Here is a 21438-nt window from a genome sequence, read left to right as displayed (position 1 = left end):
CCCGTCGCGCCGCCGCTCAGCGGGGCTCGTGGGTGATGTCGACGACCATGGCCTCGGGGATGGTCACGCCGGTGTCGTCCCACTGGTAGGTCAGCTGGTTGCGCAGGTCCACCACACCGTCGACGGCCCGCGTGAGCGAGTCGATGACCGCCACCCAGCTGCGCCGCTCGACCTGGCCCTCGAGGTGGACCAGCCCGGCGTCGACCCGGATGGCCACGGCCGCGGGGGACAGGCCCATCGCGCGCAGGAACACCTCCGCCGCGATCTCCTCGGCGATGGCGTCGTCGGGCCGCAGGAACACCCGCAGCAGGTCGCCCTGGTCCACCACGCCCACGAGCACCCCGTCGGCGTCGACCACGGGCAGCCGCCGGACGCGGTGGTCGGCCATCAGCCGCGCGGCGTGCGGGACCGTCGCGTCCCTGGGCACGGTGACCGCGGGCGAGGTCATCAGCTCGCCCGCGGTGGTGCCCCTGGACTTGACCCGCTCGGCGTGCCGGTGCAGCAGGGCCAGGGCGGCCCGGGGCCGTTCCCGCACGCTCTCCTTGGCGATCAGGTCGCTCTCGGACACCACGCCGAGCACGTGGCCGTCCGCGTCGACGACCGGCAGCGCGCCGACCCCGCGCTCGGTCATCAGCCGGACCAGGTCGACGAACCCGGTCTCGGGTGTCGCCGCGGCCGGGTCGGTGACCATCACGTTCTCGATCTGCCTGGTGCGTATGGGTTCCTCCGCCTCACGTCCTCGGGGCACCGAGTGAACGCCGGGGCCGGGGGCGCGGGGAACCGGCGGAGGGCACCGGGTCGACAGCGAAAGTCCCGGCTCTGGCGGGACCTCGGCCATCGGCGGCCGCCCGGCGGGGGCCCTAGCGTTGTCCCCGACCGCGTCCTGGTATTCGCGAAGGAGACCCTGGTGACCGACTTGGCCGTTGTCGACGCCTACTGGCGGGCCGCGAACTACCTGTCCGCGGGGCAGATCTACCTGCTCGACAACCCCCTGCTGACCGAGCCGCTCGCCGTCGAGCACGTCAAGCCCCGCCTGCTCGGGCACTGGGGCACCACGCCCGGCCTGAACTTCCTGCAGGCGCACCTCAACCGGGTGATCCGCGACCGGTCCACCCCGGTGCTCTTCGTCACCGGTCCCGGGCACGGCGGTCCGGCGCTGCTGGCCAACACCTGGCTGGAGGGCAGCTACAGCGAGGTCGACCCCGCCGTGGCCCAGGACCTCGACGGCATGCGCGCGTTGTTCCGCCAGTTCTCCTTCCCCGGCGGCGTGCCCAGCCACGCGGCGCCGCAGGTGCCCGGTTCCATCCACGAGGGCGGTGAGCTGGGCTACTCGCTCGCGCACGCCTACGGAGCGGCGTTCGACAACCCGGACCTGGTGGTGGCGTGCGTGATCGGCGACGGCGAGGGCGAGACGGGCCCGCTGGCGGCGAGTTGGCACGCCAACAAGTTCCTCGACCCGGTGCACGACGGCGCCGTGCTGCCGGTCCTGCACCTCAACGGCTACAAGATCGCCAACCCCGCGCTGCTCGCCCGGATCCCGCACGACGAGCTCGACGCCCTGCTGCGCGGCTACGGTCACGCGCCGTACTACGTCGAGGGCGACGACCCGGCCGCGATGCACGCCAGGATGGCGGAGGTGCTCGACGAGGTGTTCGACGAGATCACCCGGATCCAGCGCACCGCCAGGCGCGGTGCGGCCACGGGGCGCCCGCGCTGGCCGATGATCGTGCTGCGCAGCCCCAAGGGCTGGACCGGTCCGTCCGAAGTGGACGGCACGCCGGTCGTGGGAACCTGGCGCGCCCACCAGGTTCCCCTCGCGGGCGTGCGGGAGAACCCGCGGCACCTGCGGCAGTTGGAGTCCTGGCTGCGCTCCTACCGGCCCGACGAGCTGTTCGACGCCGACGGGCGACCGCGCCCCGAGGTGACCGCGCTGGTCCCGGACGGCCCGCTGCGGATGGGCGCCACCCCGCACGCCAACGGCGGTCTGCTGCTGCGCGACCTGCGCCTGCCGGGAGCCCGCGCGCACGCGGTCGGGGTGAGCGCCCCCGGGGCGTCGAGCACCGAGCCGACCCGGGTGCTCGGGCGGATGCTGCGCGAGGTGATGGCGCTCAACGAGGCGGCGCGCGACTTCCGGTTGTTCGGCCCGGATGAGGTCGCCTCGAACCGGCTGGACGCGGTGTACGAGGTCACCGGGAAGCAGTGGCAATCCGAGGTGCTGCCGGTGGACGAACACCTCGTGCCCGATGGGCGCGTGATCGAGGTCCTGTCCGAGCACCTCTGCCAGGGGCTGCTGGAGGGTTACCTGCTGACCGGGCGACACGGTGTGTTCACCTGCTACGAGGCGTTCACCCACATCGTGGACTCGATGGTCAACCAGCACGTGAAGTGGCTCAAGACCCACCGCGCGCTGCCCTGGCGCAGGCCGGTGGCGTCCTTGACCTACCTGCTCAGCTCGCACGTGTGGCGCCAGGACCACAACGGGTTCTCCCACCAGGACCCCGGGTTCATCGACCACGTCATGAACAAGGATCCCGAGGTGGTGCGGGTTTACCTGCCACCGGACGCCAACACGCTGCTCGTGGTGGGCGACGAGTGCTTGCGCGGCCGCGACAAGGTCAACGTGATCGTCGCGGGCAAGAACGAGAGCCCCGACTGGCTGTCCGTCGAGGACGCCGTCGTGCACTGCGCGCGGGGTGCGGGGATCTGGGAGTGGGCGGGCACCGAGGACGGGGTCGCCGAGCCGGACGTGGTACTCGCCTGCGCCGGGGACGCCCCGACCCTGGAGGTGCTCGCCGCGGCGTCCCTGCTGCGCGAGCACCTGCCCGAACTGCGGGTCCGGGTCGTCAACGTGGTCGACCTGATGCGGCTGCTGCCCGACACCGAACACCCGCACGGCATGGCCGACGCCGAGTTCGACTCGTTGTTCACCCGGGACCGGCCAGTGGTCTTCGCCTACCACGGCTACCCGTGGCTGATCCACCGGCTGACCTACCGGCGGGCCAACCACCACAACCTGCACGTGCGCGGGTACAAGGAGCGCGGCACCACGACGACGCCGTTCGACATGCTGGTGCTCAACGACCTCGACCGCTACCGGCTGGTCATCGACGTCATCGACCGCGTGCCGGGTCTCGGGTCCCGGGCGGCGCGGGTGCGCCAGGCCATGGTCGACCAACGCCACCGACACCACGACTGGATCCGCGCCACCGGTGAGGACCTGCCCGAGGTGCGCGAGTGGACATGGGCCTGATGCGGGTCCTGGTCGTCAACGCGGGGTCCTCCAGCCTGAAGCTGCGCGTGCTCGACGACGACGACACGGTGGTCGCCGAGCACGACGAGCAGCGGTGGGACGGTGGCACCGGTGTGCTCACCGAGTTCCTCGGCACCGCGCCCGCCGTCGACGCGGTCGGCCACCGGGTCGTGCACGGCGGCTCGGTCTACACCGGACCGGTGGTGGTCGACGACGGCGTCCGCGCGGGCGTCGAGGCGCTCGGCGACCTGGCGCCGCTGCACCAACCCCGGGCCGTCGCCGGGATCGACGCGGTGTCGGCGCTGCTGCCCGGCGTCGCCCAGGTCGCCTGCTTCGACACCGCCTTCCACGCGGACCTGCCCGACGCGGCGTCGACCTACGCCCTGCCCGAGGCGTGGCGCGAGCGCTGGGGCCTGCGCCGGTACGGCTTCCACGGCCTGTCGCACGCCTACGCCGCCCGCCGGGCGACCGCGCTGGCCGGGCTCGCTCCCGACCTGGCCAGGGTCGTGACCTGCCACCTCGGGGCCGGGGCGTCGCTCGCGGCGGTCCTCGGCGGTCGGTCGGTGGACACCACGATGGGGTTCACCCCGCTGGCGGGGCTGGTGATGGCCACCCGCAGCGGTGACGTCGACCCCGGCCTGCTGCTGTGGTTGCTGCGCGAGCTCTCCCCGGACGAACTCGCCGACGGCCTGGAGCAGCACTCCGGGCTCGCCGGGCTCAGCGGTCACGCCGACCTCCGCGACGTCCGCGCCGCGGCCGACGAGCGGTCCGCGCTCGCCCTGCGCGTCCACCTGCACCGGCTCCGCCAGTCCATCGCGGGCATGGCCGCCGCCATGCAGGGCCTCGACCTGCTCGTCTTCACCGGTGGCATCGGCGAGCACGACGCCGTGCTGCGCGCCGACACCGCGGCCGGACTGGCCTTCCTCGGCGTCTCGGTCGACCCGCGCCGCAACAGCGCGGCCCCCGCCGACGCCCGTGTCAGCCCCGACGGCGCCCCGGTCGGCGTGTGGGTGGTCGCGGCGCGGGAGGACAGGGAGATCGCCGCCCAGACCCGCGGCGCGCTCGGCTGATCCGCCCGCCCGGCGCAGCGCTGGACCCCCGTCGTCCGCCGGTCGTGGCCTGGGGAGGCGCCGATGGACCCGGTCGAGTCGGTTCCTTGGGCGGTGGGCGGGGGGACGCGCGGCGGGCAGGCTCGGGGCAGGCGAACGGGAGGAGGGACGATGGCCGGATCGGCGACCGCGCGGCGCGCGGCGGACCGGACCGCGCCGCGGCGACCCAGGTCCACGCGGGTGGTCGCGCTCGCGGCGATGGCGGGTGTGATGGCGTTGGCGGCGTTCGGGGGCGCCGCCGGGCTCGTGCTCGGCGGGATCGACTTCGGAGAGGTCATCGACCAGCGGCTTCCGCTGGGCAGCAAGCCGCTGGCGGGCGTGGCGCTCGCCGTGGTCGTGGGGGTGCCGATGGCGGTGGCGGCGTTCTCGGTGTGGCGGGGGTCCGCGACCTCGCGGCTCATCGCCCCAGCCGCTGCGCTGGCGCTCTACGGCTGGATCGTGGTGGAGGTGGCGGTCATCCGCAGCGCCCACTGGCTGCAACTGGTGTGCGTGGCGTACGCGGCGGCGGTGCTCTGGCTCGCCCTGCGCCGGGACGGCGACGAGGGGGAGCACCGACGTGGGGAGCGTTGACAGCGGGCGGATCGTGGTCGGGATGGACGGGTCGGCGCACGCCACCGCGGCGCTGGCGTGGGCGGTGTCGTCGGCCGGCCGCAGCGGCGCCGTCGTCGAGCCGGTGGCGGTGTGGCGCAGCGGCCCACCGTGGCCCTGGCGCCGCACCACCGGGGCCCAGGTCGAGGCCGCCGCCGCGGTCGACCCCGCGGTGGTGGTGCGCTACACCGAGCGCACCGGCCCGGCCGGTCCCGCCCTGGTGCGCGCCGCCGAGCACGCCGACCTGCTGGTGCTCGGCCGCCACACCGGGGACACCGACTCCGCGGGCGCCGTGGTCGGCCACTGCGCCCGGTACGCGGCCTGCCCGGTGGTGGTGGTGGCCGAGGTCGTGCCGTCACCGGTCGGACCACTGGTCGTCGGGGTCGACGGCTCACCGCTGAGCCTGGCCGCGCTCGACTGGGCGCTCGCGGAGGCCGATCGCCGAGGTGCCGAGGTGCACGTCGTCACCACCCGCCCGGCGGGGCAGGACACCGTCGACCTGACCGACGCCGTCGCCGAGCGGTGCGCCGAGCACCCCGGGGTGCCGGTGCGCCGTGAGCGGCACACCGGGAGCCCCGGGGTCGACCTCGTGTCCGCCGCGCAGACCGCCGACCTCCTGGTGGTCGGCAGCCACGGGGCGGGCGGACTCCTGTCCGCGCTGCTGGGCTCGGTGAGCGACTACTGCCTGCGCAACGCCTCCTGCCCGGTGGCGGTCATCCCGGCCGCCATGGCCGACGAGGGCGCGCTGCGGCGGCTGCCGACGCTCTAGCCCCCGCCGCGGCGGGGGCTAGGCCCGGTGCGCGTTCACCGGGCCGAGCGGCCCCAACGCCAGTAGGCGATCGGCCCGGCGAAGTCGACCGCGATCACCGCCGCCCAGCACGACTTGCGGCCGCGCACCCGCTCCGCGGGCCGGTGGGCCAGATCGGTCCACGCCCACGCGGCGAGTGCGAGCTGGACGATCCCCGCGGTGACGACGGCCGTGCGCTGAGCGCGGCTGAGGTCTGACCACTTGCGACTCATGGTGTCTCCTTCCCCGGTGTCACCGGGAACTCGTGAAAGCGCGGACGGCGGTGGGCAGGGTGGTGAACACGTGGTCCTCGCCGACCCGCTCGAGGAACCCGGTCCTGGCCAAGTCCACGCGCAACTCCTGCTTCACCCGCGCGAGCGCCAGGACCACGCCGCGGTCCGCGAGCTCGGCGCGCAGGTCCTCCAGCGCGTCCACCGCCGTCAAGTCGATGTCGACGATGGCCTCCGCGTTGAGCAGCAGCCAGCGGGCTCGGGTGGGGGCGGCCGCGACGGCGGCCAGCGCGCGGTGGCGGAAGTCCTCGGCGTTGGCGAAGAACAGCGGCGCGTCGTACCGGTAGACGACGAGGCCGGGCACCTGCGCGGCGCCGGGGTAGTCGTCGACGTCGTGCATCCCCGCGACACCGTCGACGTAGCCGAGCACGCCGTCGTGCGGGCGGGCGACCCGCCGCAGCAGCTCCACCAGGGACATCGCCACGGCCGCCACCACGCCCTCGAGCACGCCGAGGACGAGGACGGCCACCACGGTCGTGGCCGCGATGAGCGCCTCGCTGCGCCGGAACCGGGCGAGCGCGGCGAACCCGGCCACGTCCACCAACCGGATGGCGGCGTAGATGACGAGGGCGCCCAGCGCCGCCACCGGGAACGACGCGAGCAGCGGGCGGCCGACCACCAGGATCGCCACCACCGCCGCCGCGGCGACCAGCGAGTGCGCCTGGGTGCGGCTGCCCACGGCGGCGCCGAGCGAGGTCCGGCTCGCGCTGCTGCTGACCGGGAAGCCGTGCAGCAGACCCGCGGCCGCGTTGGCGGCGCCCAGCGCCAGCAGCTCGGCGTTGGCGTCGACGCGGTGCCCGGCCCGGGACGCGAACGACCGCGCGGTCAGGACGTTGTCGGCGTACCCGACCACGGCGACACCGACCGCGGGCAGCAGCAAGGCGCCGAGGTCGGACGCCGACACCGCGGGCACACCGGGCAGCACGACACCGGCCGGGATCGCGCCGACCACGCGGACCCCGTTGTCAGGCAGGGAGAACAGGGCTGTCGCCGCGCTCGCCAGCAGGACGCCGAGCAGCGGCACCGGCAGCCGCGGCCACAGCCGGGCCGCCAGCACCAGGAAGGCCAGGACCGCGGCGGCGAGCACGACCGTCGGCGGGTGTGCGCGCGGCAGCGCCCGCGCGAACGAGAGCAACTGCGTCAGTGCCGAGGTGTTGTCGAGGTCGGCACCGATGACCTTCCCGAGCTGCCCGAGCACCATCAGCACCGCGATCCCCGCCAGGTAACCGACCAGCACCGGCCGCGACAGCAGGTCAGCGAGGAAGCCGAGGCCCGCCACGCGTCCCGCCAGGCACAGACCCGCGACCAGCAGCGCGAGCGCCGAGGCGAGCGCTCCGTAGCGCAGCGGGTCACCCCCGGCCAGCGGGGCCACCGCGGCCGCGGTCATCAACGCCGTCGAGGACTCCGGGCCGACCGAGAGCTGCCGCGAGGTCCCGAGCACCGCGTACACGGCGAGCGCGCCCACCGCCGCCCACAGACCGGCGACCGGCGCGACACCGGCGATCGCGGCGTAGGCCATCACCTGGGGGACCAGGTAGGCGGCGACCGTCACACCCGCGACGGCGTCCCCGCGCAACCAGGACCGGCGGTACTCCCGCACCCAGGCGAGCGGCACCGGGGCTCGGCGACTCACCCCAGGTCCCGCCCGCGCAGCGCCAGCAGGCCGCCGAACGCCGCGACCGCGGCCACCGCGGCCAGGGCGGCGACCGGCCAGGCGCTGAACTGCCCACCGGGCAGGTGCGGCACGTGCGCGTACGGCGAGAGGTCGCTCAACCACCCCGGGAGCCCCAGCAGCGGTCCGAGCTCGCCGAGCAGCACGAAGACCACCACCGCGCCCCACCCCGCCGCGGCCAGGCGCGGCGCCGCGCCGTAGACCGCCAGGACGATCCCGGCAAGCACCCACCCCGCCGGTGCCTGGACGACCGCGCCGAGCACCACCCGGCCCACTTGGCCCGCGTCGCCGGTGCGCACCGCGTGCACCGCGCCCGCCGCCAGGCCCGCCGACACCAGGACGACCACCACACCCGCGCACGCGGCCGCGAGGTGACCGGCGGCCCACCGCAACCGGCCCACCGGAGCCGACAGCAGCAACGCCGCCCGGCCCGTGTTCTCCTCCGCCGCCGCGCGCAGGGTCGCTTGCACCCCGTAGACCGACGCCACCACGCCGAGGATGCCCAGCATGGCCGCCAGCACGGTGTCGGTCAGCTCCCCCTGACCGCCCAGCTCGGCGAACAGCTGCCTCGCCTGGTCGCTGGTGAGCATCCCGCCGACATCGGCCGCGACGCCGCCCACCACCAGCCCGTACGCGGCGAACCCGGCCGCCCAGGCCAGCAGCGGGCCGCGGTGCAGCCGCCAGGCCAGCCCGGTGGTGGACCGCAGGTCCCGCCCGGCGCGGGCAGGACCTGCTCGATCCGGGAGCAGACCCCCGCCGAGGTCGCGGCGGGCCACCAGCGCGTACGCGGCGGTGCTCACCACGGCCGCGGTGAGCACCGCGAGCCCCCCGACCCACCACCGGTCACCCGCGTAGGGCCGGACCTGCTGGGCCCACGCCAGCGGCGAGGCCCACGAGAGCCACGGCGCGGCGGTGTCACCCACCGCGCGCACCCCGAACGCCGCGCCGAGCAGCGCGACGGCGAGGCCGGTGGCCGCCCGCGCCCCGGTGACCAGCTGGGCGGTCACCCCGGCGACGGCCGCGAACACCAGTGCCACCGCGAACCAGGCCAGTGCCACCGCGACCGAGCCCGCCACCGGCAGCCCGACCGCGCCGAGCCCGACAGCCGTCACCGCGCCCAGCACCGCGTTCGCCCCGACCACCACGACGAGGGCGGCGGTCAGCGGCGCGAACCGGCCCACCGCACCCGCCTGGACGAGTTCGAGCCTGCCCGCGTCCTCCTCCGCCCGCGTGTGCCGCACCACCAGCACGATCGCCAGCACCGCGACCGCCAGCGCCCCGGTGGCGAGCGGCTTGAGCATCGCCAGCGCGCCCAGCGAGCCCACGTCGGGGACGCGGCCGTAGAGGGCGACCATCGCCGGGGTGTCGTTGACGGCACCGACCGCTCGCACGACCGACGCGGCGGTGGGGTAGAGGTCACCGGTGGCGGCGGCGGAGCTGATCGCCACCAGGGCGAGCACCGCGATCCAGCTGGGCAGCAGCACGCGGTCGCGGCGCAGCGCCAACCGGACCAGCGCCCCGACGCCTGCCAGACCCGTCACGACCGGCTCCCGTAGTGGCTCAGGAACAGCTCCTCCAGAGTCGGGGGTTGGCAGACCAGGTCGCGGACGCCGCGCTCGCCCAACGCGGGCAGCACCCGACCGAGGGCGTCGGCGTCGACCCGGAACCGCACCTGGTCGCCGTCGGTGCTCAGGTCGTGCACGCCGGGCAGCGCGGCGAGCCCGTCGGCGGGTGCGGCCAGCCTCGCCCGCACCGAGGTCGTCGTGAGGTGGCGCAGCTCGGTGAGCGAACCGCTGTCGACCACCCGACCCGAGCGCACGATGCTCACCCGGTCGCACAGCCTCTCCACCTCGGCCAGCACGTGGCTGGCCAGCAGCACCGTCCGGCCCGCCGCCCGCGCCTCGCGCACGCACTGCTCGAACACCGCCTGCATCAACGGGTCGAGCCCCGCCGTCGGCTCGTCGAGCACCAGCAGCTCGGCGTCGGACGCCAGCGCCGCGACCAGCGCGACCTTGCGCCGGTTGCCGGAGGAGTAGGCGCGGCACCGCTTGGTCGGGTCCAGCTCGAAGCGCTCCACCATCGCGGCCACCCGGTCGTGGGCGACCCCGCCGCGGAGCCCGCCCAACAGGTCGATCACCTCGCCCCCGGTCAACGACGGCCACAGGGTGACCTCGCCCGGCACGTAGGCCAGCCTCCGGTGCACAGCGGTGGCGTCGCGCCAGGGGTCGGCGCCCAGGACGTCCACGGCACCCGAGTCCGCCCGGACGAGTCCCAGCAACACCCGCAGCGCGGTCGACTTGCCCGCGCCGTTGGGGCCGAGCAACCCGTGCACCTCGCCGGTGCGCACGAACAGGTCGAGGCCGTCGAGGGCCTGCGTGCGGCCGAAGGCCTTGCGCAGCCCGGACGCGGTGATCGCCACGGTCGGCTCCTTCTCGGATGGTGCTCGTCGACCACTCTGCCGCGCGCACCGCGCCGGGCTGAGTGACCAAGGTCCCGCGTTCGTCGGCTTCGGGCCCGCGCGGTGTGGTCCGCCGTGCCTGCCGGTGGCCTAGCCCGGCGCGTCCCCGATCACCCGGTGCCGGGTCGGGGCCATGCCGGGCAGGTAGGCGAACACCTCGGCCAGCGGCCTGCGGGGGCTCTGCGGCACCGGCGCCGCCGAGGTCGGCGCGTAGCCCACCCGCACCACCAGTTGGGCGTGGCCGACGCCGTCGAGGACGGCGTCCCGGATCTGCTCGCGGTGCCGCGGCACCTCCAGCGGCTGGGACATCGGGCAGGTGGCCATGCCGAGGTCGGTGGCGGTCAGCAGGACCGCGCTCGCGGCCCGCCCGGCGCGCAGCCACGCGATCCCGTCGTCGTCTGCGGTGCCGAGCACGAGCAGGACCGACGAGTCCCGCTCGTGCTCACCGGTGGGCGAGGGCGCCAACGAGCCCGCGGGGAACGCCCGCATCGGCACCCCCTCGACATCGACCCTCCGCGCCGGGACCGCGCCGACGGGCACCCCCTCCACGGTGCTGCGGCCGCGACCGGCCCAGAAGGCCAACTCGGTGGTGTAGGCGGGGTTCGTCTCCTGTTCCCGCGCGGCCGCGGCGGCGGCGCGGGCGAACAGGTGCCTCTGCACGGCGTCGGCGACCGGCACCGCGATGACGCCGAGGTCCGCGGCGCGCCGCGCCATCAGGTCCAGGTGCCCGGTGGGCACGGCCCAGGAGGAGTACGCCCGCCGATCCGTGCGCCGGTTGGTCAGCGCCGTGACCATCGCGATGTCGTCGGCGTCGGTGTGGTGCGGGTGCACCCGCACCGCGGCCAGGTGCTCCGGCTCGGCCGGGTTGGGCAGCAGGTGGGTCCGCGCGCGCAGGCCGAAGGCGGCCAGGGCGACCTCCAGGTGGTGCAGCGCGCCGCCGCAGCTGATCAGCAGGTCGCGACCGTCCGGGTCGGTGGCGGGTACCCGGCGCGCCGGGTCCGCCATCAGGTGCACCGACCGGTCGCCCACCAGCCAGCGCCACGGCTGGGTGTTGTGCACCGACGGCGCCCGGCACGCCAGTGCGAGCGCGTCGAGCACCGTCTCGTGGTCGAATCGGGTTCGCGTCATGTCCGGTTGTCCTCTCACCAGTCGCCTCCCCCACGGTCGTCCACGCGCGCGGCCCCGGCCAGGGACCAACGGGCCGTCCCGGCAGTGACCGACGGCGTTCACCCCGCGCCTGCCGGGACCTGTGTGGACAGACCGGGTGCGGCGAGCGGGGGCGCGGACGAGCCGGGCGGCCGGTTCCCGGCGTGGCGCCGCGTTCGACGTGGCCCGCCGAGCGCCTACCCGGTGGCGGCCGCGGTCGCCAGCGCGCGGGCGATGTCAGCGGCCCAGGCCCGGATCTCGTCCCAGTCGCGGTAGTCGCCTGTGGACTTGCGGGCGATGGCGCGGTCGAGGGCACCGCGGGCCAGTGCCGGGTCGAGCCTGCCACCGAACACGGCAGGCGCCCGCACACCCAGGCGGGCGGCGCGGCGGCGGCCGCCCCGGGTGGCCGCGGGGGTGCGCGGGCGGGTGCCCACCCAGCCGCTCTCGAAGAGCCACACCCGGCGCGCGGCCAGCTCCTGCCGGTGGCGGCGGAAGAAGCGGGCGGCGCTGCGGCGCCACCGCGCGGCGTAGACAGCGCTGCCGAGCACGACGGCGTCGTACCCGTCCAGCGCGCGGACCTCCAGCACGTCGTGGACCTTCGCCCGCAGGCCGTGCGCCGCCAGCTCCGCGCACACCGCCTCGGCGATCTCCTTCGTCGAACCCATCTTGCTCGCGTACAGCACCAGTACTCGTTGCATGCGAACAACTTCGCGCGCGACCGCGGCGGCGGGCCAGAGCCGCAACGCCCGGTCCGGCACCGACCTAGGGCCCGCCCCGGCCCTGTCCGCCGCGCTGGTCAGCGGCTGCGGGGGTCAGCGCTGCTCGTGGCGCAGTTCGGCGGCCAGCACCGCGGCCTGGGTGCGGCGTTGCATGTTCAGCTTGGCCAGCAGGTGCGAGACGTAGTTCTTCACGGTCTTCTCGGCCAGGAACATCCGCTCGCCGATCGCCCGGTTGGTCAGCCCCTCCCCGATGAGGTCGAAGACGGTGCGCTCCTGCTCGGTCAGGTCCGCGAGCGGGTCGCTGCGCGAGCGGTCCCGCCGGATGCGCTCCAGCAGGGCCGAGGTCGTCCTCGGGTCGAGCAACGACCCGCCCGCGCCCACGGTCCGCACCGCGGCGACGAGGTCGGTGCCCAGGACCTGCTTGAGCACGAAACCCGACGCCCCCGCGAGGATGGCGTCGAGCAGCGCCTCGTCGTCGGGGAACGAGGTCAGCATCAGGCAGTGCAGTCCGGGGACCGCTGAGCGCAGGTCGCGGCAGAGTTCGACCCCGCTGCCGTCGGGCAGCCGGACGTCGAGCACCGCGACGTCCGGCCGCGCGGCGGGTACCCGCACCAGCGCCTCGGCGACCGAGGCCGCCTCGCCCACGATCTCGATGTCCGGCTCGTCGAGCAGGTCGGCCACGCCACGTCGCACGATCTCGTGGTCGTCGACCAGGAACACCCGCAGGCTCATCGCATCCCCGTTCGTCCACCGCGCCGCCCGCGACCACTGTAGGGCCCCCGAGGGGCATCGCTCCAGTGCCCGTCGCCAGGCCGCGGTCCACCCTGGGCACCGTCACGGCGTGGCCGCCGCCGGCCAGGACCCGCGGCGGCGTGCGCAGGTAGCCGTCGGCGCCGCGCGGGGTCTGGTCGGCCACCACCACGGCGACGCCGCCGGTGAGCGTGCCGACCGCGGCCATCGCCACCGCGGAACCGGTGATCAGCGCGAGCACCCGCCCCGCTGTCCACCCCTCGCGGTGCGGCGCGGCCCCACCGGTCGAGGCCGACGAGCCGGTCGTGCGGCGGCTGCGGGTGCCTCCCCGGCACGAGCAGCACAACCCCCGCCACCAGGGTGAGCACCCCGATGAGCCCGCCCGCGCCCCACCGCGACCGCGTCACCCCGTTCGTCCGTGGCGTCCCGCTCCCGTGCTCGGTTGTCCTCAGCCTCCTGTTCCCGCCACCGGTGCGAACAGCGGCGGAGGTCCCGGTCCGACCGGGCAGGTCCGCACCGTCCACACCGGATGAGGGGTGTGCCGGGGACAAAGTCCCACCCCGCCCGGGTCCCCGGGCCGTGTCGCGTGATCGCCTGCCGGAGCAGCGTGGGGGTGGCCAGGCGAACCAGAGGGAGGTCGCGGGTGGGAGACGACGAGATCGTGGTCGCCGTCGACGGGTCGGCCCCGTCGCTGGCCGCCACGCGGTGGGCCGCGGTCGAAGCGGCCCGCAGGGACTTGCCGCTGCGGCTGGTGCACGCGTGCGTGCCCGCGCCGAGGCCCTACCCCCGCACCCGCGAAGAGCAGGTGGCCCTCTTCCACGCGCTGCCCGACCACGGCCGGACCTGGCTGCGCGAGGCGCAGGGACTGGCCGAGCGGACCTGTCCCGGGGTCGTGGTGCGGCAGGACCTGCGGGTGGGCCACGCGGTGGCGGTCGTCGTCGCCGCGGCCGAGCGGGCGGTCCTGGTGGCCTCCGGTGCCCGCGGCCTCGGCGGGTTCGACGGCCTCGCCGTGGGGTCGGTGGCGTCCGGACTGGCGCACCACGCCCAGTGCCCGGTCGTCATCGTGCGCGACGACCGCTTCCCCGTCGCCGCCGAACCGATCGTCGTCGGGGTCGACGGCTCCGCGGCGGGTGCCGCCGCGCTCGCCTTCGCCGTGGGAGAGGCGGTGCTGCACGGGGTGGACCTGGAGGTGGTGCACACCTGGAGCCCGGTGGCGTTCCCGGACATGTGGGCGGTCCAGCCGCTGGACGCCGACCTCGCCGACCTCGCCGCGCGGGAGGAGAGCCTCCTGCGGCGGTTGGTCGAACCGCACCGGGTAGCGCACCCCGGGCTGACCGTGCGCACCGTCGTCGTCCGGGACCGCCCGGTGCGCGCGTTGCTCGACCGCGCGGCCGGTGCCCGGCTGCTGGTGGTCGGCAGTCGGGGGCGGCACGCGCACCCCGGTGTCGGCCTCGGGTCGACCAGCGCCTCCTTGGCGCACGTGAGCCCCGTGCCGCTCGCCGTGGTGCGCGCGGCATCCACATCGGACAACGAGAACCCCGTCTGGAGGGAACATGAACGCGATGGTCTGCAGAGGACCGAAGAATCCTGAGTGGACTGACGTGCCCGCGCCGGGGTCCGCGACCCCGGCGGCACGGGCCGGGTTACCGGGGGACTCGGCGCCGACGTGACCATCACGACCGGGCTGGTCGACACGGTCACCACACCCGGGTTGCCGCGCATGGTCGCCGCGGGCCGCCTCGACGTCGATCAGCTGATCACGCACAGGTTCGAGCTGGGGGGAGATGGCGGAGGCCTGCCGGAGCTTCGCCGCCGCCGCCGACACCGGGGCGCTGAGGGTGGTGCTCTCTCGGTGAACACCGAGCGGCCACCCAGATCCGAGTCACCACGCGCCCGGCCGCAGGGCCGGGCACGGCAGAAGGAGCAACGATGAGCACCGTCTCGCACACCGGTACCCCGAGCCCGACCGGCATCGACGCCGGGGCGGGGCACTCCCGCCGCACGGCCGCGCGCCCCGCTTCGGCGGCGACGCGCCTGGTCATGGCCGGGGTGTTTCTCTGGGCGTTCCTGGACAAGGCGTTCGGCTGGGGCTACGCGACCCCCTCGGGCAAGGGGTGGTTCGACGGCGGGTCACCCACCCGGGGATTCCTCGGCGGACTCGACCACGGCCCCTTCGCGGGCGCGCTGCGCTCGTGGGCGGGCAACCCGATCGCCGACTGGCTGTTCATGCTCGGGCTGCTCGGCATCGGGCTCGCCCTGCTGCTGGGGATCGGCCTGCGGGTCGCCGCGGTGAGCGGCGCGGTGATGATGGGCCTCATGTGGGTCGCGGAGTGGCCGCTCGCGCGGCACACCGACCACGGTGGGCTGACCCGGTCCACCAATCCCCTGCTGGACTACCACGTGGTCTACGCCGTGGTGCTCGTGCTGCTCGCGGTCTTGGCCGCGGGCGACACCTGGGGCCTTGGCCGCCGCTGGTCGGCCGTCAGCCTCGTGCGGAGCAACCCGTGGCTGCGCTGACCACCACCGATGCCCGCTGCGTGCCCGCCGGGACGGGTGCGGCCACCGGGGAGTTCGTGGTCGACCTGCCTGCTCACCGCGGGAGGTGGATCGTCGTCGGGAGATCTCGGCGGTCGTGCGGCGGATGGTCCCCGCGCAGCGCTCGGGGGTGATGGTCACCGCCGACCCGGTCACCGGGGACACCGACCTCACCGCGACCTGTGGACCGGCCGAGTGGACGGTGCACCCGGCAGTCGACCGCGTGCCCGTCGTGCCCGGCTCGAACCGCCCGGGCGACCGCGCTGCCCGGTCGCCCGGTTCACCCACCTGCCGGGTCGCCGCGGCCTTCGCTCAGCAACGGCAGGCGTGCTGTCGCCGCTCTCACGGCCTTCCTCCCGGTGCGGGCGGCGCGCCCAGGTTGCGCGGGTGAGGGGTCGTCGAATCGGGTGTACCCGGGTCGCGGGCGCAGGTCCTAGGCTCAACGGTGGGCGGGCGTGGTCGTGGGACGCGCGGCTGTGCCCGCGGTCCAGGCGTGGACCTCGGTCCGATCGCGATGCTCCGCTGTGGTCTGCCGGGCCGCGGCGAGGTGGGTCGGGCCCCGTGCCGGGTCTTGTCGTCGGGCGGGAGCGGGAGGGCTGCGGTGGAGCAGAGCGGCAAGGCGACCGGGTTGATCTCCGGGTTGCGGCTGGACGAGCTGTTGCGCGAGCTCCACGAGCGCATCGGCGAGCTGATGCGCACGCGCGACAGCCTGCAGGGCCTGCTCGACGCGGTGATGGCGGTCGCTGCCGGGCTGGAGCTGGACTCGACGTTGCAGCGGATCGTGCAGGCGGCGGTCGACCTGGTCGACGCCCGCTACGGTGCGTTGGGCGTGTTGGGCCACCGCGGGTTGTCCCGCTTCCTCCACGAGGGCATCGATGCCCAGACCCGTGCCGGGATGGGGCACCTGCCGCAGGGCCGGGGGTTGCTGGGCCTGCTGATCGAGCACCCGGAGCCGATCCGGCTGCTCGACCTGGCCAAGCACCCCGCGTCGGTGGGGTTCCCGCCGAACCACCCGCCGATGGGCAGTTTCCTCGGCGTGCCGGTGCGCATCCGGGGTGAGGTCTTCGGCAACCTGTACCTGACCGAGAAGCGGGGCGGGCCGTTCACCGCCGAGGACGAGGCGGTGGTCCAGGCGCTGGCCGCCGCCGCCGGTGTGGCGATCGAGAACGCGCGGCTGTTCGAGCGGTCGCGCGACCGCGAGCGGTGGCTGACGGCGGCGGCGGAGGTCAACACCCAGTTGCTCGCGGGCGCCTCCCAGGGGCAGACGCTCGACCTGATCTCCCGCCGGGTGCTGGAGCTGACCAGGGCGGATTGCGCGTTGATCCTGCTGGTCGACAAGACGACCAGGGACCTGCTGCGGGTCGGCGCCGCCACCGGGGCGGTCGGCGAGTCGCTCTCCGACGCCGAGGTCGCCGCGTTCGCGCCGCTCATCGAGGACGTGCTGGCCACCGGGGAGGCCAGGGAGGTCGCGGACCTGGTCGCCGAGCTGGGCTGCGGTTCGCTCGGGCCCGCCGTGGTGGTGCCGCTGCGCACCGCGGGCGGTGTGCTGCTGGCCGCGCGGGAGAAGGCCGGGCGGTCCTTCGGCCCGGACAAGGCCCCCATGCTCGCCTCCTTCGCGGGCCAGGCCGCCGTGGCGCTGGAACTGGCGGAGAAGCAGCGCGCGCAGCGGCGGCTCGACGTGCTCGCCGACCGCGACCGGATCGCCCAGGACCTGCACGACCACGTGATCCAACGCCTGTACGCCACCGGGATGAGCCTGCAGGGCACGCTGCGCCGCATCGACAACGGCGACATCCGCGACCGGGTCCAGCGCGCCGTGGGGCAGCTCGACCAGACCGTGCGCGAGATCCGCACCTCGATCTTCGACCTGCAGGCCGCCGAGGGGTCGGGCAGCCTGCGCCGCCGCCTGCTCGACGTGGTCGCCGAGATCGGTGCGGGCGCCCCGGTGTCCCCGGCGATCGCGATGTCCGGCCCGATCGACACCCTGGTCCCGGCCGAGGTCGGCGAGCACGCCGTCGCCGTGCTGCGCGAGGCGCTGAGCAACGCCGTCCGCCACTCCCGGGCCGGGGAGATCGCGGTGGCGGTGACGGCGGGCGAGGAGTTGGTCGTCGAGGTTCGCGACGACGGCATCGGTCTGGGTGAACCGGGGCGCCGCGGCGGCCTGGACACCATGGCCCGCCGCGCCGCCCAGTGCCGCGGCCGGTGCGAGACGAACCCCGCCGAGGGCGGCGGGACCGTGGTGCGCTGGGTGGTCCCGCTCGACTGACCCGCGGGCCCGGGCGGGGTGTCCGCCGCCCAAGGTCCCGTCACGCGGTGTCCTCGGTCTCTGTGAGCGCGGGTCCGCGCGGCGCAGGGTGGGTGGGCGAGGAGAGGAGCGACCATGTCCACCACGTCGCAGGAGCGGGCGACCGCGGCCCACCGGTCCGATGAGGACATCCGGGCCGAGGTCCAGGACCGAGTGCTGCCGGGCATCGAGGACGTCGACACCCGGTTGGTGCGCGCCGCCGTCGACGACGGCGTCGTGCTGCTCGTCGGCCGCCTGGACTGGGACAGCCAAGCACCGGTGGTCGGACGGGCGGTGGCTGAGGTGAGCGGTGTTCGGGAGGTCCGCAACCGACTGAGGTGCACCTGGGACGATGTCACCCGGTTCCCGTGGCACCCGCGCCTGCGGCGCGTGCGGCGCTGACGTCGGCAGCGAACCCGGCGACCGCCACCACGACCGGACCGACCGGCACCGACCGCTGCACGAGCACGACCACGACGGCCAAGCCGCAGACCGCCACCGACCACCAGCGGTCGAGAAGACCTCCCACCTCGAACCAGGCGAACGCGTTGGCCTGCCCGAGCAAGTTGACCAGCAGCGACGCTTGAACGTCACCCGAGCCGGGCAACGCCATCGGAGGTCCCGCGGCGATCGGGACATCACGTGCGCGGTGGCTGTCCTCTTCGAACCCCTCCGACCGTGATGACCGCGAGACTGTCAGTAGGGGCGCATACACTCCGCACCGTCATTCGGGACGGGCGATGGGGGGCCGCGGTGAGCGGTAGCAGGGTGTTGGTGGCGGGGGCGAGCATCGCGGGGCCCGCGTTGGCTCATTGGTTGCGGCGGTGGGGGGCCGAGGTGACCGTGGTGGAGCGGGCTCCTGGGTTGCGTCCGGGTGGGCAGGCGGTGGATGCGCGGGGGGTGGCCAAGGAGGTCATCCGGCGGATGGGGCTGGACGCGCAGGTGCGCGCGGCGTGTACGGAGACCGAGGGCGCGCACACCGTGGACGTCGACGGGAACGTGCTGGAGACCTACCGCGCTGACGACGACGGTGGTGACGGGTTCATCGCGGAGATCGAGATCCTGCGCGGGGACCTGTCGCAGGTGCTCTACGACGACACGCGGGACGGCGTCGAGTACGTCTTCGGTGACCGGATCGCCGAACTCGTCCAGGATGCGGACGGGGTCGACGTGACCTTCGCCAGCGGTGATCGGCGGCGGTTCGACCTGGTGATCGGTGCGGACGGGCTGCACTCGGCGCTGCGGGCGATGGTGTTCGGGCCGCGCGAGAGGTTCGTCCGCCACCTCGGGCTCGTGCTGGCCTTCTACAGCGTGCCCAACGAGTTCGGGCTGGACCGCTGGTTCCTCGAGTACCAGGACCACGAGTCCGCCCGGTCCGCGGGCCTGCGGCCCATCAAGGACGCCACCCGGGCGATGGCGATGTTCTCCTTCCCCGCGGCCGACTTCGACGTCGACTTCCGCGACGTCGAGAGCCAGAAACGCCTGCTGCGCGAGCAGATGACCGGCATGGGCTGGTTGGCCCCGCGCATCCTCGCGCACGTGGACGACACCCCGGACTTCTACCTCGACCAGGTGGCCCAGGTGGTCATGGACCGCTGGTCGAACGGCCGGGTGGCCCTACTCGGCGACGCCGCGTTCAGTTCGTCCCCGATGTCCGGGGCGGGCACCGGGCTGGCCCTGGTCGGCGCCTACCTGCTCGCCGGGGAACTGGCCACCGCCCAGTGGGACCCCACGGCCGGGTTCGCCGCCTACGAGGCCCGCATGCGCTCGTTCGTCGAGGCCAACCAGGAGATCGGCAGGCTGCACGCGCAAAGCCGCGCCGTCCCCGAGCCCGACGCCGCACCCGCCCAGGAACCGGACATGGACGCGTTCACCGCCCTGATCGACCGCGCGATCAACGGCGTCGACCTGCCGGACTACACCGGACTGTCCGGTTCGGGGGAGTCGCAGGCCAAGCCGTAGGGCAGGAAGTCGCCGCAGGGGGCCGTCGTCGTGTTCGGCGCGCACCAGGCACCGACATCACGCCGGGTGGATGAGGCGGCTTTCGTAGGCGAAGATCACGGCCTGGACGCGGTCGCGGAGTTCGAGTTTGTGCAGGATCCGGCCCAGGTGGGACTTCACGGTCGCCTCGGCGAGGTGCAGGGTGGTGGCGATCTCGGCGTTGGACAGGCCTGCGCCCACCTGGACGAGTACCTCGCGCTCGCGGGTGCTGAGCCTGCTCAGCCGTTCGTCGCGGGCCGTGGTGGTGGCGTCGGGGATGTGTGGGCGGAACTTCTCCAGCAGGCGGCGGGTGATGCGCGGGGACACCACAGCCTCGCCCGCGGCCACGGTGCGGATCGCGGTGAGCAGTTCCTCTGGTCGGGTGTTCTTCAGCAGGAAGCCAGAGGCGCCTGCTTTGAGCCCGGCGAAGGCGTACTCGTCCAGGTCGAACGTGGTGAGGATCAGCACCCTGGTCTGCGGGCAGGCCCGGATGATCTGCCGGGTCGCCTCGATCCCGTCGGTGCCGGGCATGCGGACGTCCATCAGCACGACATCGGGGCGCAGGTCGGCGGCGAGGCGGATGGCGGTGGCGCCGTCCTCGGCCTCGCCGACCGGGGCCAGGTCCGGCTCGGCGTCCAGGACCATGCCGAAAGCCATGCGCAGCAACGCCTCGTCGTCGGCGATCAGGACGCGGATCATGGCGACACCGCCGAGCCGCCGAAGACGAGGCGGGTGTGCACTCCCCAGCCGCCGCCGGGAAGTGGTCCGGCCAGCACCGTCCCCCCGTAGACCGCCGAACGCTCGCGCATGCCGGTGATGCCGTGGCCGACAGCGGCGACAGGGGAAACAGGGCCGGTGTCCGTGACGTCGACCGTGACAGTCTCGGCCGCGCACTCGATCCGGACTGTCGCATGTGTACCGATGGGTGTGTGCTTGAGGGTGTTGGTCAACGCTTCCTGCACCAAGCGGTAGACGGTCAGCTGCGCGGACGCGGGTATGTGCGCGTGATCGCCGTCAACAGCGAGGCCGGTCGGGAGCCCTACGGCGCACATCTGGCCCGCGAGGGCCTCCAGCTGCGCGATGCCGGGCAGCGGGTGGCGCGCCGCGTCCGGTTCGTCGGTGCGCAGGACGCCGAGCGAGCGCCGCATGTCCGTCAGTGCCTGCCTGCCGGTCTCGGAGACCTGGAGCATCGCGGTGGTGGCCTTGTCCGGCGCCCGGTGCCGCGCGGACACGGCGGCGTCGGTGAGCGCGACCATGACGGACAGGTTGTGGGTGACGATGTCGTGCATCTCCCTGGTGATCCTGGCCCGTTCCTCGGCAACGGCCCGCTCCCGCACGGCTTCCAGGTACGCGCGGGTGGTCCGGTCGTTCACCCCGAGGACGGCCGCGGCGACGACCATCGCGGTGAGCGCGGCGAACGGGGTCAGGAACGCGCCGTCCGTCGCCCACCGCAGGCACGCGAGGACCGCCCCGACCTCCACGACCGCGACGGCGACGAACGTGACGCGCCTGCCCGAGTTGGCGGCCACTGTGTACAGAGCCACCAGCAGGGCGACGCTCGCGGGCAGCTGGATGTCCACAAGCCACTGGACGAAGGCCGCGGCCGCCACCGCACCGAACACCGTGAGCGGAGCCCGGCGCCGCCACACCAGGGGCAGCGCGAGCGCGGCAGTGAGCGCGGCGGCCACCGGTGTCCACATTGTCAGGACGTGCAGCAGGAGAAGCGCAGGCAGCAGCGAGTCCCACACCGCCCGCGGCAGCCGGGACGCCCAGCGCCGCTCGGTCATCACACCGCGATGGTAGGTCGACGGCCCGGCCGCGCACATGAGCCCGCCGTATGACGACGGCGGGCCGGTCTGCGACCACGGTA

General features: G+C 74.6%; 21 protein-coding genes. 10 read left to right on the top strand and 11 right to left on the bottom strand.

Annotated features, from left to right (window positions below; translation table 11 throughout):
- Window positions 1–16 precede the first annotated feature (16 nt).
- Window positions 17–748, bottom strand: a complete 732-nt coding sequence (locus tag BMY07_RS26345) for a CBS domain-containing protein (RefSeq protein ID WP_218150774.1) — start codon at window positions 746–748, stop codon at window positions 17–19.
- A gap of 159 nt (window positions 749–907) precedes the next feature.
- Here BMY07_RS26345 and BMY07_RS26340 point away from each other — a divergent pair, with 159 nt between their 5' ends.
- The 4 genes from BMY07_RS26340 (at window position 908) to BMY07_RS26325 (ending at window position 5716) form a co-directional block, all read left to right on the top strand.
- Window positions 908–3250, top strand: coding sequence for a phosphoketolase family protein (locus BMY07_RS26340; protein ID WP_245782673.1), 2343 nt, complete (start codon window positions 908–910; stop codon window positions 3248–3250).
- A complete protein-coding gene (locus BMY07_RS26335; protein WP_342741560.1) occupies window positions 3241–4320 on the top strand; it encodes an acetate/propionate family kinase in 1080 nt (359 codons plus the stop codon). The genes BMY07_RS26340 and BMY07_RS26335 overlap by 10 nt, the downstream gene beginning before the upstream one ends.
- Window positions 4321–4470: 150 nt before the next feature.
- Window positions 4471–4929, top strand: a complete 459-nt coding sequence (locus BMY07_RS26330; protein WP_092784285.1) for a hypothetical protein — start codon at window positions 4471–4473, stop codon at window positions 4927–4929.
- Complete coding sequence (locus BMY07_RS26325; RefSeq protein ID WP_092784282.1) at window positions 4916–5716, top strand: universal stress protein; 801 nt, start codon at window positions 4916–4918, stop codon at window positions 5714–5716. Before BMY07_RS26330 ends, BMY07_RS26325 begins: the two co-directional genes overlap by 14 nt.
- A gap of 35 nt (window positions 5717–5751) precedes the next feature.
- Here the strand turns inward: BMY07_RS26325 and BMY07_RS26320 are convergent, their stop codons facing one another.
- From BMY07_RS26320 to BMY07_RS26290, 7 genes are all read right to left on the bottom strand, one after another.
- Entirely contained in the window at window positions 5752–5967 is a 216-nt protein-coding gene (locus BMY07_RS26320) for a PLDc N-terminal domain-containing protein (protein ID WP_092784279.1), read from the bottom strand.
- A gap of 19 nt (window positions 5968–5986) precedes the next feature.
- On the bottom strand, window positions 5987–7657 hold the full coding sequence (gene sulP, locus BMY07_RS26315) for a sulfate permease (protein ID WP_092784276.1): 1671 nt from the start codon (window positions 7655–7657) through the stop codon (window positions 5987–5989).
- Entirely contained in the window at window positions 7654–9237 is a 1584-nt protein-coding gene (locus BMY07_RS34555) for an ABC transporter permease (protein ID WP_092784272.1), read from the bottom strand. Before BMY07_RS34555 ends, sulP begins: the two co-directional genes overlap by 4 nt.
- Window positions 9234–10115 carry an ABC transporter ATP-binding protein gene (locus tag BMY07_RS26305; protein ID WP_092784269.1) on the bottom strand — a complete coding sequence of 294 codons (882 nt, stop codon included), beginning with the start codon at window positions 10113–10115 and terminating at the stop codon, window positions 9234–9236. The genes BMY07_RS34555 and BMY07_RS26305 overlap by 4 nt, the downstream gene beginning before the upstream one ends.
- A 129-nt stretch (window positions 10116–10244) precedes the next feature.
- A complete protein-coding gene (locus BMY07_RS26300) occupies window positions 10245–11282 on the bottom strand; it encodes an Acg family FMN-binding oxidoreductase (protein WP_092784266.1) in 1038 nt (345 codons plus the stop codon).
- A 215-nt stretch (window positions 11283–11497) separates the two neighbouring features.
- Window positions 11498–11998: a flavodoxin domain-containing protein gene (locus tag BMY07_RS26295; RefSeq protein WP_092784542.1), complete on the bottom strand. Its 501-nt coding sequence runs from the start codon at window positions 11996–11998 to the stop codon at window positions 11498–11500.
- Between the two features lie 114 nt (window positions 11999–12112).
- The gene (locus BMY07_RS26290) at window positions 12113–12751 is read right to left on the bottom strand and encodes a response regulator transcription factor (RefSeq protein ID WP_092784263.1); all 639 of its coding nucleotides are present in this window, start codon (window positions 12749–12751) and stop codon (window positions 12113–12115) included.
- A 661-nt stretch (window positions 12752–13412) separates the two neighbouring features.
- On the opposite strand from BMY07_RS26290, the gene BMY07_RS26285 reads away from it, so the two are divergent.
- From BMY07_RS26285 to BMY07_RS26265, 5 genes are all read left to right on the top strand, one after another.
- Window positions 13413–14360, top strand: a complete 948-nt coding sequence (locus BMY07_RS26285; protein WP_177215777.1) for a universal stress protein — start codon at window positions 13413–13415, stop codon at window positions 14358–14360.
- 338 nt (window positions 14361–14698) lie between these two features.
- Window positions 14699–15286 carry a hypothetical protein gene (locus tag BMY07_RS26280; RefSeq protein ID WP_425426355.1) on the top strand — a complete coding sequence of 196 codons (588 nt, stop codon included), beginning with the start codon at window positions 14699–14701 and terminating at the stop codon, window positions 15284–15286.
- Window positions 15287–15371: 85 nt separating this feature from the next.
- Window positions 15372–15695, top strand: coding sequence for a hypothetical protein (locus BMY07_RS26275; RefSeq protein WP_143073645.1), 324 nt, complete (start codon window positions 15372–15374; stop codon window positions 15693–15695).
- A gap of 123 nt (window positions 15696–15818) precedes the next feature.
- Window positions 15819–17570 (top strand): sensor histidine kinase, encoded by a 1752-nt coding sequence (locus BMY07_RS26270; protein WP_092784538.1) that lies wholly within the window; start codon window positions 15819–15821, stop codon window positions 17568–17570.
- 114 nt (window positions 17571–17684) lie between these two features.
- The gene (locus BMY07_RS26265) at window positions 17685–17990 is read left to right on the top strand and encodes a BON domain-containing protein (RefSeq protein ID WP_092784254.1); all 306 of its coding nucleotides are present in this window, start codon (window positions 17685–17687) and stop codon (window positions 17988–17990) included.
- On the opposite strand, the gene BMY07_RS26260 is transcribed toward BMY07_RS26265, so the two are convergent.
- On the bottom strand, window positions 17944–18201 hold the full coding sequence (locus tag BMY07_RS26260; protein WP_092784251.1) for a hypothetical protein: 258 nt from the start codon (window positions 18199–18201) through the stop codon (window positions 17944–17946). The two genes, BMY07_RS26265 and BMY07_RS26260, sit on opposite strands and share 47 nt — an antisense overlap.
- A gap of 68 nt (window positions 18202–18269) precedes the next feature.
- Here BMY07_RS26260 and BMY07_RS26255 point away from each other — a divergent pair, with 68 nt between their 5' ends.
- Window positions 18270–19550, top strand: coding sequence for an FAD-dependent monooxygenase (locus tag BMY07_RS26255; RefSeq protein ID WP_092784248.1), 1281 nt, complete (start codon window positions 18270–18272; stop codon window positions 19548–19550).
- A 57-nt stretch (window positions 19551–19607) separates the two neighbouring features.
- Here the strand turns inward: BMY07_RS26255 and BMY07_RS26250 are convergent, their stop codons facing one another.
- Entirely contained in the window at window positions 19608–20267 is a 660-nt protein-coding gene (locus BMY07_RS26250) for a response regulator (RefSeq protein ID WP_092784245.1), read from the bottom strand.
- On the bottom strand, window positions 20264–21355 hold the full coding sequence (locus BMY07_RS26245; protein WP_092784536.1) for a sensor histidine kinase: 1092 nt from the start codon (window positions 21353–21355) through the stop codon (window positions 20264–20266). Before BMY07_RS26245 ends, BMY07_RS26250 begins: the two co-directional genes overlap by 4 nt.
- Window positions 21356–21438: the final 83 nt, after the last annotated feature.

The organism is Actinokineospora terrae (assembly GCF_900111175.1).
Classification (GTDB): domain Bacteria; phylum Actinomycetota; class Actinomycetes; order Mycobacteriales; family Pseudonocardiaceae; genus Actinokineospora; species Actinokineospora terrae.
This window is presented reverse-complemented; position numbering and strand designations above follow the sequence as displayed.

Bases quoted from the DNA above. Each gene is read 5' to 3' on its own strand.
- BMY07_RS26290 (WP_092784263.1), bottom strand. From the start codon at position 12,751: ATGAGCCTGCGGGTGTTCCTGGTCGACGACCACGAGATCGTGCGACGT.
- BMY07_RS26320 (WP_092784279.1), bottom strand. From the start codon at position 5,967: ATGAGTCGCAAGTGGTCAGACCTCAGCCGCGCTCAGCGCACGGCCGTC.
- BMY07_RS26245 (WP_092784536.1), bottom strand. From the start codon at position 21,355: ATGACCGAGCGGCGCTGGGCGTCCCGGCTGCCGCGGGCGGTGTGGGAC.
- BMY07_RS26280 (WP_425426355.1), top strand. From the start codon at position 14,699: ATGAGCACCGTCTCGCACACCGGTACCCCGAGCCCGACCGGCATCGAC.
- BMY07_RS26335 (WP_342741560.1), top strand. From the start codon at position 3,241: ATGGGCCTGATGCGGGTCCTGGTCGTCAACGCGGGGTCCTCCAGCCTG.
- BMY07_RS26330 (WP_092784285.1), top strand. From the start codon at position 4,471: ATGGCCGGATCGGCGACCGCGCGGCGCGCGGCGGACCGGACCGCGCCG.
- BMY07_RS26265 (WP_092784254.1), top strand. From the start codon at position 17,685: ATGTCCACCACGTCGCAGGAGCGGGCGACCGCGGCCCACCGGTCCGAT.
- BMY07_RS26260 (WP_092784251.1), bottom strand. From the start codon at position 18,201: ATGGCGTTGCCCGGCTCGGGTGACGTTCAAGCGTCGCTGCTGGTCAAC.
- BMY07_RS26255 (WP_092784248.1), top strand. From the start codon at position 18,270: ATGACCGCGAGACTGTCAGTAGGGGCGCATACACTCCGCACCGTCATT.
- BMY07_RS26300 (WP_092784266.1), bottom strand. From the start codon at position 11,282: ATGACGCGAACCCGATTCGACCACGAGACGGTGCTCGACGCGCTCGCA.
- BMY07_RS26250 (WP_092784245.1), bottom strand. From the start codon at position 20,267: ATGATCCGCGTCCTGATCGCCGACGACGAGGCGTTGCTGCGCATGGCT.
- BMY07_RS26270 (WP_092784538.1), top strand. From the start codon at position 15,819: ATGCTCCGCTGTGGTCTGCCGGGCCGCGGCGAGGTGGGTCGGGCCCCG.
- BMY07_RS26295 (WP_092784542.1), bottom strand. From the start codon at position 11,998: ATGCAACGAGTACTGGTGCTGTACGCGAGCAAGATGGGTTCGACGAAG.